This window comes from Methylobacterium sp. AMS5 (assembly GCF_001542815.1).
GTDB lineage: Bacteria > Pseudomonadota > Alphaproteobacteria > Rhizobiales > Beijerinckiaceae > Methylobacterium.
The window spans coordinates 4051237-4069359 of the sequence record NZ_CP006992.1 but is presented as its reverse complement, the minus strand read 5'-3'; the positions used below and the strand labels follow the sequence as shown (position 1 = coordinate 4069359).

The window sequence follows — 18123 nt, the reverse complement described above, 5'->3', positions numbered from 1 at the left end:
CATCCCTCGTGTCGTCCCGGATCACGCGTTCGGGGCGGCACATTCGGTGTCCGTGTCTGCGAAGAGGCACAGGGTTCGAGCCTGGGGCCTTCCGCCATTGAGGATGCGCGCGACGGGCATCGGGCCGTGCAAGGCTCCGAGCGTGCCGCGCCAACGGCCCCGCCCCGCCCCCCCGGCACGTCGCCGACGACGGGTCGCGGCGGTCAGGGCTTTCGGCCGCTCGTCGGGCGTCGGTGGACGATCCCCTGGAGGCGAACATGACGATGACCGGCATGTTCAAGCTCCGGGTCTGGGTGGCCGCTGCGACGCTCTCCGCCTCGTGCCCGCCCGCCATTTCGACGGCGTTTGCGCAGGCCGAGCCGACGGGCCCACCGGTCGTCGGCATCATCGCCGCGCGCAAGGAGCCGATCACGCAGACGGAGCAGTTCATCGGCCGCATCGAGGCGAAGCAGCGTGTCGACATCGTTGCCCGAGTGACGGCGTTCATCGAGAAGCGGCTCTTCGTCGAGGGCACGGACGTCGAGGAAGGAACGCTCCTCTACCGTCTCGAGCAGGGCCCGTTCCAGGCGGCCGTGGCCGCTCAGAAGGCGCAGATTGCGCAGGTTGAGGCGCAATTGGGAAACGCGCGTCTCACGACGCAGCGCGCCAGAACCCTGCTCGGCGGGCCGGCCGGGCAGCAATCGACCTACGACGCGGCCCTCGCGAACGAGCTTGCCTTGGAGGCGCAGCTCCAAGCCGCACAAGCCCAGCTCGACACGGCGCAAATCAATCTCGGCTACACGGAGATCCGAGCGCCGATTGCGGGCCAGATCGGGCGCACGTCCCTGACGATCGGCAACGTCGTCGGGCCGAGCTCCGGGGTGCTGACGACGATCATCAGCCAGGACCCGATGTTCGTGACGTTTCCGGTGCCGGTCCGCGAAGCGATCAATCTGAGAGCGCGCTATGGGCCGACGGGCGGATTCGGCGCTGTCCTGATCCGGGCGCAACTGCCGGACGGCCGTTTCTACGACCACACCGGGAAGCTCAATTTCGTCAACAACACCATCGCGACGAATACGGACACGATCCTGCTTCGCGGCGTGCTGCCGAATCCCCCGATCTTCGGTCAAACCCGCGACTCGGTCACCCTTCGTGAACTCACGGATGGCGAGTTCGTCACCGTGTTCCTCGAGGGCGTCGAGCCGGTCGAGGTGGTCGCGATTCCCCGCGCCGCCGTCCTGGCCGACCAGCGGGGCAGCTACGTCTACGTGATCGGGCAAGGGAATAAGGCCGAGGAGCGTCGGATCCAGCTTGGCCAGTCGAGCACGACGCTCGCGGCTGTGACGAGCGGCCTCAAGGTCGGAGAGCAGGTCATCGCCGAAGGCTTGCAGCGGGTCCGCGCGGGCGAGACGGTCTTGCCCAAACCCGCCGACGCCCTTCTGCAGAGGATGATGCGGAATTCGGCCGTGAACGAGGACGGCGCGGGGCCGGCTGGCCGCACAGCCCCGGCTGCGTCCGTTTCGCCGCCGACCGGACAAGCTCCGACCGGAGAAGCCAGCGGCGCCGGCCCGAACGCGAGCGGCAGCCCGAGCCGCCGGCGCTAGCGCAGCATGGGACGCCGCCTTCCTTGCCCCGTCCCTGGCCCCGTCCCTGGCCCCGTCCCTTGCCCCGCTCCGCGGCCCCCCGTCCCGGATCGCACTTCGTTTGTCCCAGGCGACCGAGCCCGAGGCGTGTCATGATCTCAGCAATCTTCGTGGACCGCCCCCGGCTCGCGATCGTCATCGCGCTGATCATCACGATCGCGGGGGGGCTGGCGCTGCTCCGGATCCCGGTCGCGCAGTTTCCAGACATCGTGCCGCCGCAGGTGAGTGTGTCGGGGATGTATCCGGGGGCCTCGGCCGAGGTCGTCGAGGCGAGCGTCGCCCAGCCGCTCGAGGCGCAGGTCATCGGCGTCGACCGCATGATCTACATGAAGTCCACGAGTGCCAATGACGGCAGCTACAGCCTGGCGGTGAGTTTCGACCTCGGCTCCGACCCGGATATCAACACGGTCAGCGTCAACAACCGCGTCCAGTCGGCCTTGTCGCAGCTCCCGTCCGAGGTGCAGCTGCAGGGGCTCAAGGTGCAGAAGAAGTCTTCCGCGATCCTGCTGTTTGCCGTCCTCTACAGCGAGACGGGCGCGCAGGACCCGCTCTTCATCACGAACTACGCCATCATCAACATACTCGACGAGATTTCGTGCACGGCCGGAGTGGGCCAGGCCAACCTGTTCGCGCGGATGAACTACTCGATGCGCATCTGGTTCGACACGGATCGCCTGACGAGCCTGAATCTCGCGCCGTCGGACGTGGTGGATGCCATCCGGGCGCAAAGCGTTCAGGCGCCGGTCGGTCGCATCGGCGCGCCGCCGATCACAAGCGAGCAGCAGATCCAGATGAACGTGCAGACGCAGGGGCGCTTGTCGACACCTGCACAGTTCGGCGCGATCGTCCTGCGGACGAACCCCGACGGCTCCGTGGTTCGAATCCGCGACGTCGCCAGGGTGGAGCTCAGCGCGCAGAGCTTCGACAGCGAATCCCGGCTCGACGGTCGGCCCGGCGTTCCCGTCGCCATCTATCTCGTGCCCGGCGCCAACGCGGTGCGGACCGCAACCGCCGTGAAGGCAACCCTGGAAAAGCTTTCGGCGCGCTTCCCGGCAGGACTGCGATACGTGGTCGTGCACGATTCGACGACCTTCGTGAAGGATACCATCTCCGAGGTGCTGCGGACGCTGGCCGAGGCCTTCGTCCTCGTCGTCCTCGTCGTGTTCCTGTTCCTCGGGAACCTGCGGGCGACGGTGATCCCCGCCATCGCCGTGCCGGTGAGCCTCATCGGCACCTTCGCGGTGCTCTACGTGCTCGGCTACTCGGCGAACACCGTGTCGCTCCTGGCGATGGTGCTCGCCATCGGCATCGTGGTCGACGACGCCATCGTGGTCGTCGAGAATGTCGAGCGGGTGATGGAGGAGCATCCGGAGCTGTCGCCGGCCGAGGCGACGAAGCTCGCCATGACGCAGATCACGGCCCCCATCATCGCCATCACGCTCGTCCTGCTGTCCGTCTTCGTTCCGATCGCCTTCATCCCCGGCGTGTCGGGAACGCTGTTTCGGCAATTCGCCGTCACGATCAGCGCCGCGATGCTGATCTCGGCGATCAACGCGCTGACCCTTTCGCCCGCGCTCTGCGGGGTGTTCCTGCGTCCCACGCGCGCGCGGCGGGGCATCATGGGCCGGGTGCTCGGCGGAATCGACTGGGTGCGGGACCGCTATGCGGCGGGCGTCCGCCGCCTCGTCCGCGTGTCCGCTCTCTCGCTCGTGCTGGTTCTCCTGTTCGCGGGTGGCATCTTCGGCCTCTCGCGGGTCACGCCGGCCGGTTTCCTCCCGGAGGAGGATCAGGGCGCCTTCTTCGTCTCGGTCCAACTGCCCGACGGCGCCTCGGTGGCCCGCACGAGTGCGGTCGCGGCGGAGGTCGAGAGGCTCCTGAAGGACATGCCCGGCGTCAATCAGGTGCTTGCGATCGTCGGCTACTCGCTTCTGGACGGGGCGGCCGAGCCGAATTCCGCGTTCTTGGTGGCGCAGCTCAAACCCTTCGCCGATCGCCGGAGCGCGGCGGAATCCGCCCAGGCCCTGATCGGGCGCGCTTACGCGGCGGCCGCGACGATCGGGCAGGCAACGGTGCGGCCCTTCAATCTTCCGCCCATCGTCGGGCTCTCGACGAGCGGCGGCTTCGAATACGTGCTCGAGGCGCGAGAGGGGCAGGACCCGGCTGCGATCGATGCGGTCGTGCGGGGCCTCGCTGCGGCGGCGAACCGCGACCCGCAACTCGCCCGCGTCTTCTCCACCTTCACGGCGTCGAATCCCTCGATCTTCCTCGACATCGACCGCACCAAGGCACAGGTGCTCGGGCTGGCGATGAGCGACGTCTTCAGTTCGCTCCAAGCCACGCTCGGCGGGGTCTACGTCAACAATTTCAACCTCTACGGCCGCACTTGGCAGGTGAACGTGGAGGGCGAGGCGGACAACCGGGGCGACATTCGCAACATCTGGAACATCTATGTCCGCGGCGCCTCGGGCCAGATGGTGCCGGTGCGTTCGGTCGCGAGCGAGCGCATCGTGCTCGGACCGCAGGTGCTCACCCGCTACAACAACGTCCGCGCCGTGAGCGTGAACGGCAGCCCGGCGCCCGGCATCTCCTCCGGCGCCGCGATGGCCGCGATGGAGCAGATCTCCGACCGGACCCTGCCGGAAGGCTACAGCTACGAGTGGACCGGGACCGCCTATCAGGAGCAGCAGGCCTCCGGCCAGACCTGGATCGTCCTCGGCCTCGCCTTCCTGTTCGCCTACCTGTTCCTCGTTGCCCTCTACGAGAGCTGGACGATCCCCATTCCGGTTCTCCTGTCCGTCGTGGTCGGCGCCTTCGGCTCCTACCTTGCCGTCAAGCTCGCCGGCCTTTCGCTCGATCTCTACAGTGAGATCGGCCTCGTGGTGCTGATCGCGCTTGCCGCCAAGAACGGCATCCTGATCGTCGAGTTCGCGAAGGATCAGCGCGAGACGGGCGTGCCGATCCGGGAGGCCGCGATCCGCGGCGCCGAGCAGCGGTTCCGCGCCGTGATGATGACCTCCATCGCCTTCATCCTCGGCCTCGTCCCTCTCGTGATCGCGACCGGTGCGGCCCAGATCAGCCGGCGCGACGTCGGCACCGCGGTCTTCGGCGGGATGATCGCGGCCAGTTCGATCGGCATCTTCCTCGTGCCGATGCTCTACGTCACGGTCCAGACCCTGCGCGAGCGCGCGAGACAGGGGAAGGCGAAGCAGGGTCAGCCCGCCTGACCGGTGGTCCGGGCGCCCACGAAACCGCCTCCGTGGGACTTTGGTGAGTCCCGCCGAGACATCCGTTCCGGGGACGGACCGCGTGAAGTCCAGGGTTTGCCGGCGATCAGCGAGAGGAATGGGCGAGGATGAAGCCGGCAGATCAACCCGCCACGCCCTGGCAACAGGCACGCTTCGTCGCCGTGGCCCTGATCACCGGTGCCCTCACGGGCGTGTTCGGCGGCCTCTTCCACCTCGCCATCGACACGATCGTCGATTGGCCGGCATGGCTGGCCGGCCATACCGCCGGTTGGCGGTTGGTCGCGGCGAGCGCCGCCATCACCATGGCGGCCACGGTCTTTGCCGTGTTCATCACCCGGCGCTTCGCCCCGGAAGCGAGCGGGAGCGGGGTTCCGGAGATCGAGGGGGCCATCGCCGGCATCCGGCATGTGCGCTGGGAGCGCGTGCTGCCGGTGAAGTTCATCGCCGGCATCGCGGCGATCGGCTCGGGCCTGGTGCTTGGCCGCGAGGGACCGACCATTCACATGGGCGGTTCGGCGGCGCTCGCTGCCTGCCAGATGTTCCGGATGGACACCTCGAAGAACCATGCAGTTGCGCGGCTTTGGCCGTCGATTCGATGCCGCTCGCGGCTCTGACGTGATCGGACCGGCGTTCTGGCAGGCTGACGATGGTCGTGAGCGGGCTCAGGGGCCCATCCCGAGGGTGCCTCAGGCCGCCACTGGCCGGCCGTCGATCCAGAGGAAGCGCTTGAGGTTGTAGGCGAGGTTGGCGAGCCCGATCTTGGTCCGGGCTCGGGCCAGGCCGATGGTGCGCACGAACAGGCCGAAGCGGTGCTTCTGCCCGGCGAACACCGTCTCGACGGCCGAGCGGACCTTGGAGCGGGCGCGGTTGGCCTTGCGCTGCGCCGGCGTCAGATCGAGGCCGGGCTGCCGCCGGAAGTGGATCTTCGAGCGCCGGCCATGCTTTGCCAGATGAGCTTCGTTGGTCTTCGAGCGATAGGCGGTATCGGCCCAGACCTCGCTCGCCGTGTTGGCCGGATCGAGGACGTTGGCCAGTTGCGCCCCGTCGTGGGCGACCGCGCTGGTGACGGTGAAGCGGCGGACAAACCCGTGCTTCCGGTCGATCGAGACATGCGTCTTGTACCCGAACACCGGGATGGCGATCTCAACCTTGGCCTTCGCACCGTCCGCCTTGGCGGGCCGCGCCTTGGCCCGCTTCAACGTCCAGCGGGCGTCCCTGTCTTTCTGCGACAGCTTCTTCGGTTTGGCCGCCCATGCGTCTGGGATCTTGCCCTCCCTGAGAGCCGCCTTCTCCGCATCGGTGTTGCGCTGACGCGGAGCCGCGATGATCGAAGCGTCGATGATCTGCCCCGACATCGCCAGATACCCCTTGCCCTTCAGCCAGGCGTCGAAGGCGGCAAACAGATCGTCGATGGCGGCGGCCCGCGTGAGCTGTTCGCGGAACAGCCAAACGGTCTTGGCATCCGGCACCGCATCCTCGAACCCCAGCCCGAGGAAGCGCATGAACGAGAGCCGGTCCCGGATCTGGAACTCGGTGGCGTCGTCCGACAGCGTGTAGAGCGTCTGGAGGATCAGGATTTTGAACATCAGCACTGGGTCGTAGGGCGGGCGGCCACCCTTCGATCCATCGGACCGCTTCAGTGCGGAGGCCAGCTTAGGCCGGAACGCCTCAAAGTCGATCAGCGCCGCGAGCTTCACCAGCGGATCCCCGTACTCCGACAGACGCTGATAGCGCTCATCCAAATCGAAGAACCCTGGCTGACCCATCCGAGCCTCCCCGACGTCGATAAGGTCAGGGAATCACGACACCGCCCCGCGCGGAAGGGGTATTTCGAGGTGTCCGGATGCGGGAGGTCGATCGGCGGGCTCTGCTGGCGGCCGGCGCGGGGGCGGGCCTCGCCTGCGCCTTCAATGCCCCGATGTCGGCCGTGCTGTTCGTCATCGAGGAAACGCGCAAGCAGTTCCCCTACACGTTCCGGAACTACATGGGGGTGTTCGCGGCCGCGATCACCGGAACGGCGGTGACCCAGATCATTTCGGGCGAACGACCGGACCTGCCGCTGTCCGCCGGGGAGGCTGCGCTGGCTTCGTTGCCGGCCTTCGCCGTGCTGGGCATCATCCTGGGTGCCGTGGGCGTGCTCTTCAACCGATGCATCCTGGCGATGCTGGACATCGCCGCCGCATGGCAGAAGCGTGCCCCGTATGTCTGGCCTGCCCTGGTCGGACTGCTCGTGGGCGTTCTGCTGATCCTCGCCCCGCGCACCGCGACGGGCGGGGAGCAGGTGATTTCACAGATCGCCGTTCTGACCCCGAGTGCGGGCGTGCTCCTGATGCTGGCGGCCGCCCGGCTCTTCACGTCGGCTGTCTGTTATTCCATCGGCACGCCGGGTGGCATTTTCGCGCCGATCCTGTCCCTGGCGACCTGCATCGGTCTGGCCTTCGGCCTGCTCGCGCAGATGGTGTTCCCTGAAGCCTTGTCCGGCCTCGGGGTGACGCCCGTTTCCTTCGGCATCGTGGCGATGGCCGCGCTCTTCAGCGCAACGGTGCACGCACCGGCCGTGGGCGTGGTCTTGGTGCTTGAACTCACGACCGCCTACGCGCTCGTCCTGCCCATGCTGACGGCCTGCCTGACCGCCTGCCTCGTGGCCCAATGGCTCGGCGGCCGTCCGATTTATGGACAGATGTTGGAGCGCGCCCTTGCCCAGGCCGGCAGGGGGCCGGTCAAGGGCTCGGATATCGGTCTGGCTGCCGATCGGGATCGTGCGACACACTGAAGTCCGCCCCAAGGCCTGCAAGGCGCTCGTGGGAGGCGCGCAGCCGCACCTCTTCCCGCGTTGCCGTCCGGGTGTCGGGCCGCCGGCGTTCGAGGGCGGCGCGTCGGGAGGGGGGCCGAGGCTGGCCGCAATCGCCGCGGAAGTCCGAGCAAGGCGCGGCCCGGTTTGCCATTTCGGGAGATCGCGGCCGGTTCCAACGGCGCACGGCCTGCGGGTCCGCAACACGGCCGATGGATGCGTGCGGGAAAGCCGGTCCGCACGAACCATGCCGGCGCGGGACAACCGCGCCGGCATGGTTTGCTGTCCGCGAGGACCTCGGATGAACTCTGGCGCCCTCGGGTTGGTCGTGCTGCGCGGGGGTGAACGCCTCGTCAGACCACAGGCATGTCATACGGGTGGCGGCGGAGGCGGTGGTGGAGGCGGCAGGGGCAATACCGGCGGTGGCGGCGGCGGGGACAGAGGCGGCGGGGGCGGCGGTGGCAAGACCAAGGGTGGCGGCGGAGGGCCGGGCGGCGGCGGGAGGGGCTGCGCGAGCGTCACCGTGCTGGTCGCAAGCGCCGCAGTAAGGATGATCAATCGCTTCATCATGGGCGAACCTCCATCGCGCTTGCCAACCTGTGCGGCACTTCGGACGAGACTGAAACGACGGAAGGAGGATCGTTCGAACCGCGCTTCATCCTCGGCTCCTCTGGTCCCCGTGGACCCTTTCAGAGTGCCTCACAAAACTCCCGGTCTCTGACCGTTCTCGTTCTGGCGATGCCAGCGCGGCGGGAGTTTTGTGAGAGACACTCATCGGCCCCGTCCAAGGCCTGCCGGTCCGGCGGCCTGGACGGGACGGGTCTGAGTATCGAGCGGATCGATGTCGGTCCCCGACATCGGCACTTGACCCGCTGCAGAAGGGATGAAGCGGGTCGATCGGCCGAATGATCGACGGCTGAGCGCTGTCGAAGTACCCGCTCGCCGAGGTCATTCAATGATGCCGTCCGATCTGCATCAGAATACCTTCTTCAGCTCTCCATCGATCTTCGACCACAAGGAAGCGGCCGGCGCCTTCCTGCACTCTTCAGCGATCAGGGGTATGACCTTCTCGACCCCGGCGATGTCGATCGCCACCACATCGGGCTTCTTCTGACCCTGTTTGTAGCCTGCGGCCCATGCGACGACTTTTGGTTTGAACGTGTCTTCGAACCCGTTGAACTCCTCGCAGGTCACTTTCTCGAGCGGCTTGCTCGCCAATTTTTCTTGATTCTTATCGGCGCTCTTCCCGCTGGAGGTTTCGGCTTGAACGAGACCGGCGGATAGGACGACCGCAATGGCAGGCAGCAGGTAGGTTTTCAAAGATCCTGTGCGCATGATGAACTCCTTTGCCTTAGCTTGATGCTATCGACGGTCTCTCGTCGAACTTCGGAATGCCGAGGTCTGGCGATCTGACCGGCCAGCAGATCTCGGTGCGATGGGCCGATCGCCGGTCGTGCCAATGTCAAATGATGGCGACTTGTGATTTGATGCGGCTTGAAGATCGTCTTGGTCGTTTGATTGAGGCCCATAAACCAAATCGGCAGGGTCAACCGGGCCAAACACGAAGATAAGTGGAGCCCTCTTATGTGAGGGGATTCCCGGGACGAGCATGCCGTCGAAAATTGACGTCCCAACTATAGATCGAACGGCCGTCGCTTGGCGAGGTTCCGGGCGGTTGCAACTTAAAAGATATGAACCGCGCCGGATTGCATGGCAAGAGCGGTCAGATCGCCGATTCGGTTTGAGTGCAGGATAGCCTCGCCCTGTCGGAAGCAGCGTCCCGTGACCATCGGTATACTGTCCTGCTGACGGGCGGGATGGAAAATCACGCTCCCGCTCACTTGCAATGCTGTCGGCATTGAGGCGAACGCCGCCGAACAGGGCGGTCCGGAAGGGATCAGCCCTCCTTGGAAAGGGGGACGGCGATGAAGCGGGTCTGCCCCCTGGCGCTCTTCACCCGCATCAGCACCGCCTTGCGGCCGCTCGACTCGGCGGCGCGGATCTGTGCCTGGACGTCGGAGGGTTTCGAGACGCTGGTGCCGCCGACATCCAGGATCACGTCGCCCTGCGCGATGCCCTTGGCCGCAGCCGGGCCGTCGGGATCGACATCCATCACCGCCACGCCCTCGTCGCCGAGGCCGGCATCGTTCGCCGGCGCGAGGCTGAGGCCGAGCCGGGCCTGACCGCTCGGCGCGTCGTCGCCGCGCCGCTCCACCTTGCTATCGCCCGGCAACGTGCCGAGTTCGACGGTGGCCACCTCGCTCTTGCCGCCCCGCAGATAGGCGAGCTTCACCTCGGTGCCGGGCTTGAGGCCGGCGATCATCCGCGACAGGTCGCGAGCGTTGTTCACGGGCACGCCGTTGACCGACTCGATCACGTCGCCCGATTTCAGGCCCGCCTTGGCCGCCGGCGTGCCGCTCTCGGCGTCATTGACGAGCGCACCCTTGGTCTTGTCGAGGCCGAGCCCCTCGGCGATGTCCTTGGTCACAGGCTGAACCTGCACGCCGAGATAGCCGCGCACCACCTTGCCATCGGTGCGGAGCTGATCGACCACCGTCTGCACGGTCTCGGCGGGGATCGCGAAGCCGAGGCCGACCGAGCCGCCGGACGGCGAGGCGATCGCCGTGTTCACGCCCACGACCTCGCCGTTGACGTTGAAGGTCGGGCCGCCGGAATTGCCCTTGTTGATCGGCGCGTCGATCTGGAGGAAGTCGTCGTAGGGGCCGGCGCCGATGTCGCGGCCGCGGGCCGAGACGATGCCCGCCGTGACCGTGCCGCCGAGGCCGAACGGGTTGCCGATGGCCAAGACCCAGTCGCCGACACGCGGCGCGCTCTTGCCGAACTGGACATAGGGATAGCTGCCGCTCTCGGTGATCTTGAGGAGGGCGATGTCGGTCTTGGCGTCCTTGCCGATCACCTTGGCATCGAGGGTGCGGCTGTCGTCCAGTGTGACCTGAACCGTCTTGGCCTTGTCGACGACGTGGTTGTTGGTCACCACGTAGCCGTCCGCCGAGATGATGAAGCCGGACCCGACCCCGCCCCGCGGCGGCATGCCGCGCCCGCCGGGACCGCCCTGGCCGAAGCGCTTGAAGAATTCGCGCAGTTGCGGCGGCACCTGCTGCAGGTTGGGGCCGCCGGGGCTGTCGTCGTCATCGTCGGCGCCGTCGTCGAGCTTCACCTTCACGGCGACGACACCCGGCTTCACCTTGTCGACGACGTTGGCGAACGAGCCCGGCGGCTGATCGGGCGCCTCGATCGGGGTCTTGGGCAGGGCCTGGGCGTAAGCCGGGGCCATAGGCTCGGCCAAGCCGCAGCCGCCCGCGACGAGGGCGGCTGCGGCGACGGAGGCGATGGGGCGGCGGCAGACAGTCAGGGGCATGGAAATCTCCGAACACCAATCACGGGAGCCTGCCGCCCGACTGCGCCGGAACGCGGCCGGACTATGAGACAATGAACGAAAGTGTAGGTTGTGCCGTCCGATCATTTGATCAAAGAAGTCGTAGATCGAACCCGCGCGGCGCAAGCTATTCGCCGTCAGAAGATTCGAGACGGATTGGCTCCCCGCACGAGAGGAATGACTTGAATTCTGCCTGCTAGCCCGCCTTCCATGCGAGTGACCCTGACCCGGCAAGCTGGCCCGCAGGCCGTACATGACGGCGGACCACGCCTGGGCGGATCCCATCGCGACCGCGAGGCGCCAAGCCTCTCAGCCCGTGAGAGCCTGCAAACTGGTGTTAATCTCACCGACGCCGTGTGCGGCCGTCTGCATGCTGGGCGAAATCTCCCGGGTGATGGCGCTTTGCTCCTCGACGGCCGAGGCGATACCGGTCACCGTCTCCCGTACCGACCCGATCGCCTGTACGATCGAGAGCAGGGCACCCACCGCTTCTTCCGCGATTCCCTGCATCCCATGGATGTCCTGTGCAATCCGCGTCGTCGCCTGCGTCACTTGGTTCGACAAGTTCTTCACCTCGCCGACAACCACAGCAAAACCGCGCCCGGCCTCTCCCGCCCGCGCCGCCTCGATCGTCGCATTGAGGGCCAGAAGATTGATCTGCCGACCGACACCCTGGATCAGTTCGACGACGCCGTTCATCGACGCGGCGGCGTCCTTCAGCTTCGCTGTGGAGCGGTCTTTCGACGAACCAGTGGCCACTGCGTCGGGATGCGCTCCAGGTGCAACCAAGAGCCATCCGGCGATTGTCTCGAAACGCTGCCGGAAATCAAATCTTCGGCACCGGACAGCGCCGCGGCGTATCCTGGCGTACTGGAGCGGGGTGGAAGCGAAGGTTGCCGCATCGCTCGGGAGTGGGCGTTCGGGCATACGGTCGTCGTGGCCGTTCTATCGAGTGAGGACATCTCTGGCGTCGCTCACGTCGCGGCGTTCGCTTCGGCGGGCGTCATCGCAACAAGGGCGATCAAGCCGATCAAGACCATGATCGGCAGCGTGATGCAGCCGAAGGCCAGATGGGCGATCCCGAAGGCTCCGCACAGGGCGCCCGCGGCGAAGGTCACAATGGCCGGCAACACCCGCCGCAGCCGCGCGCGCGTCTGTGCGGGGTTCGATGACGTTCTCAGGGCAAGATCCATGGCATCGATGACCGCCTGACTGACGCTCACGGTCATCACCGTGGTCGGAGCGAGGTGGCCGAGTGAGAGGCGACCGATCGCGTTCTGCACGCCCATGGCCGCGACGGCGAGCATGCCAACGATCAGAGCCGGGGCACCGTCCGGCGCATCGAGTGGCGCCCATAGGGCCCCGCACAAGCCGAAACCCGCGAGGAGAACAGCCTCTACGGCGAGCAGCCAAGGCAGCGGATCGGCATCCCGCCGCTGCAGGAGCAACCCAAGGACACGGGTCCCCGCCACGGCCGCCATGAAGACGGGCAGCGCCAGAAGCTTCGCCAGCACGCCGGTTGAACTCGCGACCAATTCAGCACCGATCAGGACGAAGTTTCCGGTGACATGGGCCGTGAACAGGCCTGTCAGCGCGATGAAAGCCGCCGCATCCACGAAGCCGGCGACGAAGGCGAGAGCGGTTCCAGCGGACGTGCCGCCATCCGTGATCTGCGGCTTCACGAGGCTTTCCCTGATTTGTAGGAGGGCGGAGGCGATGCCATGCGCTAGAGCCGTATCCGACCTGTTTGCATCAGGTCGGCGTCTCTCGATCTTTGCTTTAGACCGCGTTCTTTCGCTGAATCGGCATCCACTTCGTCGAAAAGCGCTCTAATCGTCGAATGGTGTTTCCGTCATGACAGCCGGAATCCGGGGGTTGGCGTAGTCGTCCGGCCAAGTATTGCAAAGGAGCATGACCGCAATGACCAGCACGACGGTCGCGAGAAGGAAGGCGAGCGCTTCCGTGACCTGATGCGCCCATCGGCCGGCAGCCGGGATTGCGACGAAGCCGCCGATGAAGATCATGGTGATGGCAGCGGGAGCGGTCACTGAGCGAGACTCGGCGATGATGCGGCGAAGCGGGTTCGGCCTGGACCCTAAGCCTGCCGGGCTCCGGAGCGGTAAGGATATCGGCTATCACGAACCATGATGAGCAACCTCAACGTCGAGCAGATCCGCTCCTTCCTGGCCGTCCTTGAAAGCGGCAGCTTCACGGCCGCTGCGCAGGCCCTCGGCCTGCGGCAATCCACGGTCAGCGGGCATATCGCACGGCTGGAACAGGCACTGGACCGCTCTCTCCTCATGCGGGACACCCATCGGGTCGCCCTGACGCCGGACGGTCAAGCCATGATCGGTTTTGCGCGCGACGTGCTGGCGGCGCACGACCGGCTTCGCGCCTTCTTCTCGCCGGGCGGCCTGCGCGGCCGCATCCGCCTCGGCGTCTCCGAGGACTATACGCTGTCGGCCCTGGCCCAGGTTCTGGCGCGCTTCGCGGATGGCCACCCTTCCGTCGATCTGCAGCTGACGGTCGGTCTCAGCCGGGCCCTCTACCAGGGCTACGATGCGGGCGAACTGGACGTGATCTTCTGCAAGCGCCGAGGCGGCGATCCGCGCGGTGAATTGGCCTGGGCGGAAGAGCTGGTCTGGGTGGGCCGGCCCGGCTTCGTTCCCGATCCGGCATTGCCCTTGCCCTTGGTGCTCTATCCGCCGCCTTCGATCACGCGCACCCTGGCGCTCGATGCCCTCGAAGCGGCGGGGCGTTCTTGGCGGATCGCCTGCACCAGCGGCAGCCTGATGGGGCTGCGCGCGGCCGTCGAAGCCGGTCTGGGCATCGCGCCGCACTCGGCCAGGGTGACGCCGCCGGGACTGGCCCCGATCCCGGAGACGGCCGGATTGCCGCCGATCGGCGAGGTCGAGTTCGTGGTGCTCGGCTCGGGCCGACAGCATCCCGCCGCGACGGCGTTACAGGAGGCGATCCTCGCAAGCATGGCGGAGCTTCAATCCGTTCCCGAAGCGTGACGTCGTTCGAGGTCGGGCACCGCGCCGCACGTCCCTGGGGCGGCCGCCGAGCGCATCGGCCGAAATGCCAGAAGCAAAAGCAAACCAATGGGTGGGGCGGAAGCGTTAGCTTGCACCGGGCGCCGGGGTTAGGCTCTGTGCGGCCGGCATCTCTCCTGTCGCAAGGAGAAATGGGAGTAAAACCGCCGCAAACGCCTTCGGATGCGAGTAGTTGATCCCATGGGCTGCGCCCGGGATGACAGCAAGACGGCCGCGAGGCAGGGCCGCTGCGAGGCTCGTCACAAATGCATAGGGGACGATGTAGTCACGCGTTCCCCAAACCACGAGCGTCGGCTGCGTGACTCGGAGTACCTTCTCTCCGATGCGGTTGCCGACCATTCTGCGTAAGGTGAGGATGTAGCGCCTGATCCCACCGCGGGCATAATCGGCGAGCGCCACCCATGCGAGCGACCAGCGCTCGAACGGTGCAATGGCAAAGAAGCCGATCGCTTGCCGGACGAGGCCGCGTGACTCCGGGTCCGGCGTCGGCCCCTGCAGGACAAGGCGGTCGACGCGTTGCGGATGAACGAGTGCCAATTCGACCAACACCTCGCAGCCGAGCGAATTGCCGATAAAGGCCGCGCGATCGATCCCGATCGCGTCCATCCAGGCCGCCAGCGCATCGGCCAGCTCGCGAACCGTGAGCACGCGGCGAGGCTTTTCGCTCAAGCCGAAGCCGGGCAGGTCAGGCGCGTAGACCCGTCGGTAAGGGGCGAGTTGCCGCGCGAGCGGGATCATGTAGCGACTCGACATTCCGAGCCCGTGGACCAGGATCACGGGCAGGCGGTCATCGGGTGCGGGATCGGCCGAGACACGGGCATGCATCGTCCGACCGTTGACGCGGGTGTGCCTTGCCGCGAGCCGGCCGAGATGGTGGCCGTGATCCGGACTGGCGCACCGTCGAGTCGCGAAGCTCACCAGGGGTAGACGAACCAGGATTGCGCCAGCCGTCACAACGATCCACCGCAGGGACACACGCACCTTCCCGTTTCAGCCAAAGCCCTCTCGAACGAAGCGCCGAGAGAACCGGCCCCGCGAAACGCAACGGCTCAAGAAAGTGTTGCGAAGGGCCCTGCTTCCAGCCGTTCGTCCAGGCCAAGGAGCGGCGTCGGCAAACGCGACGCATTGCCATCCTTGATGTGATCGGCCCCCACGCGGTGGTCCAAGTTCTAAGTTAGTGCAGGGTCGGCCTTTGCTCCACGGGTCGCTTGGCCGGCGGAGCCGACCGGGTGAGCGCAGCCGGCCAAGCGGTGAAGGCCGGCACGAACACCTCCGGGGCCGGTGGTCGGTAGCCGAGCGAGGCGTGCGGGCGCACGCTGTTGTAGTGTAGACGCCAACTCTCGATCACGATCTGCGCCTCCTTGAGCGTGTAGAAGATCTCACCGTTCAAAAGCTCGTCCCGTAGTCGTGCGTTGAAGCTCTCGACGTAACCGTTCTCCCATGGCGAGCCGGGTGCGATGTAGGCTGTTCTGGCGCCGACACCGGTGATCCAGGCCTGCACGGACTTGGCGATGAACTCCGGACCGTTGTCCGAGCGGATATGGCCGGGCACGCCGCGCAGGATGAACAGGTCGGACAGCACGTCGATCACGTCCACCGCCTTCAGCTTGCGTGCGACGCGGATCGCCAGGCACTCCCGCGTGAACTCATCGACCACGTTCAGCATCCGGAACTTGCGGCCCTCGTGCGTGCGGGCTTCGACAAAGTCGTAGGACCAGACGTGATCGCGACGCTCCGCCCGCAATCGCAGGCAGGAACCATCCCCGTCCCAGATGCGGCCGCGCTTGGGCTGCCGAGACGGGACCTTCAGCCCCTCGCGCCGCCAGATCCGTTCGACCCGCTTGTCGTTGACGAACCAGCCCGCCGCCTTCAGCAATGCACCGATCTTCCGGTAGCCGTAGCGCCCGTACTGGCGAGCCAGTTCCACGAGGTCGGCTGTCAGCGCGGCCTCATCCTCTCTTCCCCGCGGCACCTTGCGCTGCGTCGAGCGATGCTGCCCGAGCGCCCGACAGGCGCGGCGCTCGGAGACGTCTAGGACGTTCATGACATGCGCGATGCAGGCGCGTCGGCGCGCGGGGCTGGTCAGTTTCCCCGAGCGGCCTCCTGCAGGATCAGCTTGTCGAGGGTGAGATCCGCAATCGCCTTGCGCAGCCGCTGGTTCTCAACCTCCAAGTCCTTCATCCGTCGAACCTGATCGCTCTTCAGGCCGCCGTACTCCTTGCGCCAGCGGTAGTAGGTCACTTCCGTCACGCCGATGGCCCGGATCGCCTCCGCCACGCTCTGGCCCTGCGAGACCAGAACATCCACCTGCCGCAGCTTGGCGACCACGTCTTCCGGCTTGTGCCGCTTCGTTCCCATCTGTCCGTCCTCATCTGGCTCAAAAGCCATACCTCAGGGCGGACCACTTCAGTGGGGGCGGATCAGATGCCTTCGAGCGGTTCAAGCCTGCAGGGTGCCGAAGTCACCGAGAAGCTGCCGGATACGAGGATGATTCGGCTGTCGCGAGAGCCCACCCGACCTGATTGCATCAGGCCGGCGTCTCTCGGTCTTTGCTTCAACACGCATTCTTTCGACGAACCGGTGACCACGTCATCGGAATGCGCCCCGGAATGTTTTGGGCCCGGTCCGAGCGAATTGATCCGGCCTGAAGTCGTGTTCATCGTGATATTTGATTCAAGTCATTGCTGGAAAAGGACCGGCCTATAATTGTCAGCGCCGGCCTGCTTCCACCGATCTCGGTGTTCGTGTCGGTCGTGACGGTTTTGGCCGTGCTCCAAGTCGTTGTTGAGCCCGCAGGCGCCTGTTCCCGCTTCGGTTGCCTTGGGCGAGACGGCAAGATTTTCACGGCCCGGTCGATGGACTGGGAAAAGCCCATCGGAACCAACCTCTACATCCTGCCGCGAGGGATGGTGCGCAATGGTGAGGTCGGGCCTGATTCGATCCGGTGGACGTCGAAATATGGATCCTTGGTCGCGACAGCGTTCGACAATTCGACGTCGGACGGCGTTAACGAAGAGGGCCTTACGGCCAATGTCCTCTCGCTTGAAGAATCGCAGTACCCGGCCTTCGACGGCAAGGGCACGCCTGGATTGGCGATCTCAGTCTGGGCGCAATACGCTCTCGACAACTTCGCGACTGTCGATGAGGCCGTTGCCGCCCTCGAGAAACAGCCCTTCACGCTCGTGACGCGCACGATTCCCGGCACTCAGGTCATAGCAAGTATCCATATGTCCCTGTCCGATTCCGGCGGAGACAGTGCCATCATCGAATATATCGACGGCCAGCAGGTCATTCACCATCGACGTCAATACTAAGTGATGACGAACTCGCCGACCTACGGACAGCAGCTTGCCCTTGCCTCCTACGGGTCACAGATCGGCGGAACGGTCATGCTGCCCGGTACGAACCGCGCGTCCGATCGCTTCGCCCGCGCCTCCTACGTCAAATCGATCCCGCCGGATGGAGACCCGGATCACCTCTTGGCCAGCGTATCCGGCATCATACGCAATGTTTCCGTGCCGCTTGGGCTTTCGACGCCGGAGAAACCGGAAATATCGTCCACACGCTGGCGCACGGTCTTCGATCACAAGCGCCGCCTCTATTTTTTCGAGCCGGCGCTTTCGCCCAACACGTTCTGGACCGACCTGAATCAGATCGGTTTTTCCAGGGAATCGGGGAACGTGCTGAAACTCGATCTCGGCGTCGATCAGGCCAACGTCTTCGCCGGGAATGCGGCACGGTCCTATCGCGAGTCGAAGCCTTTTCCTTTTGCCGGACTGCCGCGATAAAGCATCGTCCTGGAGATCGGATCCAGGACGATGCTTTATCCTCTGGGGGCTGTTATGAGCCGGCTCCGAGTCGAGCGGCCTTTCTGAGCTTGAGGCAGACGAAGGCGACGAGAGGCAGGTCAGCCAGCGTGCTGGCATAGCGCTCGTCGTCTTCGACGAGCCGGCGGAAGGATGGGCCCAGGCGAGGGAGCGCTCCACGACGCAGCGCCTGGGCAGCCGCC

General features: G+C 66.1%; 13 protein-coding genes and 2 pseudogenes. 6 read left to right on the top strand and 9 right to left on the bottom strand.

The window, feature by feature from the left end; all coding sequences use genetic code 11:
- The first annotated feature begins 257 nt into the window (after positions 1–257).
- From Y590_RS18265 to Y590_RS18255, 3 genes are all read left to right on the top strand, one after another.
- On the top strand, positions 258–1586 hold the full coding sequence (locus Y590_RS18265) for an efflux RND transporter periplasmic adaptor subunit (RefSeq protein ID WP_060771093.1): 1329 nt from the start codon (positions 258–260) through the stop codon (positions 1584–1586).
- A gap of 131 nt (positions 1587–1717) precedes the next feature.
- A complete protein-coding gene (locus tag Y590_RS18260) occupies positions 1718–4849 on the top strand; it encodes an efflux RND transporter permease subunit (protein ID WP_060771092.1) in 3132 nt (1043 codons plus the stop codon).
- 128 nt (positions 4850–4977) lie between these two features.
- Positions 4978–5484 (top strand): chloride channel protein, encoded by a 507-nt coding sequence (locus Y590_RS18255; RefSeq protein ID WP_060771091.1) that lies wholly within the window; start codon positions 4978–4980, stop codon positions 5482–5484.
- A 72-nt stretch (positions 5485–5556) separates the two neighbouring features.
- Here Y590_RS18255 and Y590_RS18250 read toward each other — a convergent pair whose 3' ends face one another.
- Positions 5557–6636: an IS5 family transposase gene (locus Y590_RS18250; RefSeq protein WP_060771090.1), complete on the bottom strand. Its 1080-nt coding sequence runs from the start codon at positions 6634–6636 to the stop codon at positions 5557–5559.
- A 32-nt stretch (positions 6637–6668) separates the two neighbouring features.
- On the opposite strand from Y590_RS18250, the gene Y590_RS18245 reads away from it, so the two are divergent.
- Positions 6669–7643, top strand: coding sequence for a chloride channel protein (locus Y590_RS18245; RefSeq protein WP_353612601.1), 975 nt, complete (start codon positions 6669–6671; stop codon positions 7641–7643).
- 993 nt (positions 7644–8636) lie between these two features.
- Here the strand turns inward: Y590_RS18245 and Y590_RS18240 are convergent.
- The 5 genes from Y590_RS18240 to Y590_RS18220 all read right to left on the bottom strand — a co-directional run bounded on the left by Y590_RS18240 (position 8637) and on the right by Y590_RS18220 (position 13082).
- Complete coding sequence (locus Y590_RS18240) at positions 8637–8996, bottom strand: acid-activated periplasmic chaperone HdeA (protein WP_060771089.1); 360 nt, start codon at positions 8994–8996, stop codon at positions 8637–8639.
- 562 nt (positions 8997–9558) lie between these two features.
- Positions 9559–11040 (bottom strand): Do family serine endopeptidase, encoded by a 1482-nt coding sequence (locus Y590_RS18235; protein WP_060771088.1) that lies wholly within the window; start codon positions 11038–11040, stop codon positions 9559–9561.
- Between the two features lie 327 nt (positions 11041–11367).
- Positions 11368–11985, bottom strand: a complete 618-nt coding sequence (locus tag Y590_RS18230) for a methyl-accepting chemotaxis protein (protein ID WP_502689465.1) — start codon at positions 11983–11985, stop codon at positions 11368–11370.
- 47 nt (positions 11986–12032) lie between these two features.
- Positions 12033–12740 carry a YoaK family protein gene (locus Y590_RS18225; RefSeq protein WP_060771086.1) on the bottom strand — a complete coding sequence of 236 codons (708 nt, stop codon included), beginning with the start codon at positions 12738–12740 and terminating at the stop codon, positions 12033–12035.
- A gap of 147 nt (positions 12741–12887) precedes the next feature.
- Complete coding sequence (locus Y590_RS18220) at positions 12888–13082, bottom strand: hypothetical protein (RefSeq protein ID WP_286161775.1); 195 nt, start codon at positions 13080–13082, stop codon at positions 12888–12890.
- A gap of 123 nt (positions 13083–13205) precedes the next feature.
- Between Y590_RS18220 and Y590_RS18215 the strand changes: the two genes are divergently transcribed.
- Positions 13206–14075: a LysR family transcriptional regulator gene (locus Y590_RS18215; RefSeq protein WP_060772357.1), complete on the top strand. Its 870-nt coding sequence runs from the start codon at positions 13206–13208 to the stop codon at positions 14073–14075.
- A gap of 105 nt (positions 14076–14180) precedes the next feature.
- Here the strand turns inward: Y590_RS18215 and Y590_RS18210 are convergent, their stop codons facing one another.
- Together Y590_RS18210 and Y590_RS18205 are read right to left on the bottom strand one after the other, a co-directional pair.
- Entirely contained in the window at positions 14181–14939 is a 759-nt protein-coding gene (locus Y590_RS18210) for an alpha/beta fold hydrolase (RefSeq protein WP_286161774.1), read from the bottom strand.
- A gap of 349 nt (positions 14940–15288) precedes the next feature.
- Positions 15289–16472, bottom strand: a protein-coding gene (locus Y590_RS18205; RefSeq protein WP_144439943.1) for an IS3-like element ISMex5 family transposase whose coding sequence is annotated in 2 segments (ribosomal slippage) — positions 15289–16208 and positions 16208–16472 — 1185 coding nt in all. Because the reading frame shifts where the segments join, the coding sequence is not laid out codon by codon here.
- Positions 16473–16834: 362 nt separating this feature from the next.
- Between Y590_RS18205 and Y590_RS18195 the strand changes: the two are divergent.
- Positions 16835–17902: pseudogene (locus Y590_RS18195) on the top strand (linear amide C-N hydrolase).
- 52 nt (positions 17903–17954) lie between these two features.
- Here Y590_RS18195 and Y590_RS27410 read toward each other — a convergent pair.
- Positions 17955–18118: pseudogene (locus Y590_RS27410) on the bottom strand (IS5/IS1182 family transposase); the annotation flags it as partial.
- Positions 18119–18123: the final 5 nt, after the last annotated feature.

Excerpts from the sequence above, each read along its gene's own strand:
- Y590_RS18240 (WP_060771089.1), bottom strand. The coding sequence starts at position 8,996 with ATGCGCACAGGATCTTTGAAAACCTACCTGCTGCCTGCCATTGCGGTC.
- Y590_RS18235 (WP_060771088.1), bottom strand. The coding sequence starts at position 11,040 with ATGCCCCTGACTGTCTGCCGCCGCCCCATCGCCTCCGTCGCCGCAGCC.
- Y590_RS18215 (WP_060772357.1), top strand. The coding sequence starts at position 13,206 with ATGAGCAACCTCAACGTCGAGCAGATCCGCTCCTTCCTGGCCGTCCTT.
- Y590_RS18220 (WP_286161775.1), bottom strand. The coding sequence starts at position 13,082 with ATGATCTTCATCGGCGGCTTCGTCGCAATCCCGGCTGCCGGCCGATGG.
- Y590_RS18250 (WP_060771090.1), bottom strand. The coding sequence starts at position 6,636 with ATGGGTCAGCCAGGGTTCTTCGATTTGGATGAGCGCTATCAGCGTCTG.
- Y590_RS18265 (WP_060771093.1), top strand. The coding sequence starts at position 258 with ATGACGATGACCGGCATGTTCAAGCTCCGGGTCTGGGTGGCCGCTGCG.
- Y590_RS18260 (WP_060771092.1), top strand. The coding sequence starts at position 1,718 with ATGATCTCAGCAATCTTCGTGGACCGCCCCCGGCTCGCGATCGTCATC.
- Y590_RS18255 (WP_060771091.1), top strand. The coding sequence starts at position 4,978 with ATGAAGCCGGCAGATCAACCCGCCACGCCCTGGCAACAGGCACGCTTC.
- Y590_RS18210 (WP_286161774.1), bottom strand. The coding sequence starts at position 14,939 with ATGCATGCCCGTGTCTCGGCCGATCCCGCACCCGATGACCGCCTGCCC.
- Y590_RS18230 (WP_502689465.1), bottom strand. The coding sequence starts at position 11,985 with ATGCCCGAACGCCCACTCCCGAGCGATGCGGCAACCTTCGCTTCCACC.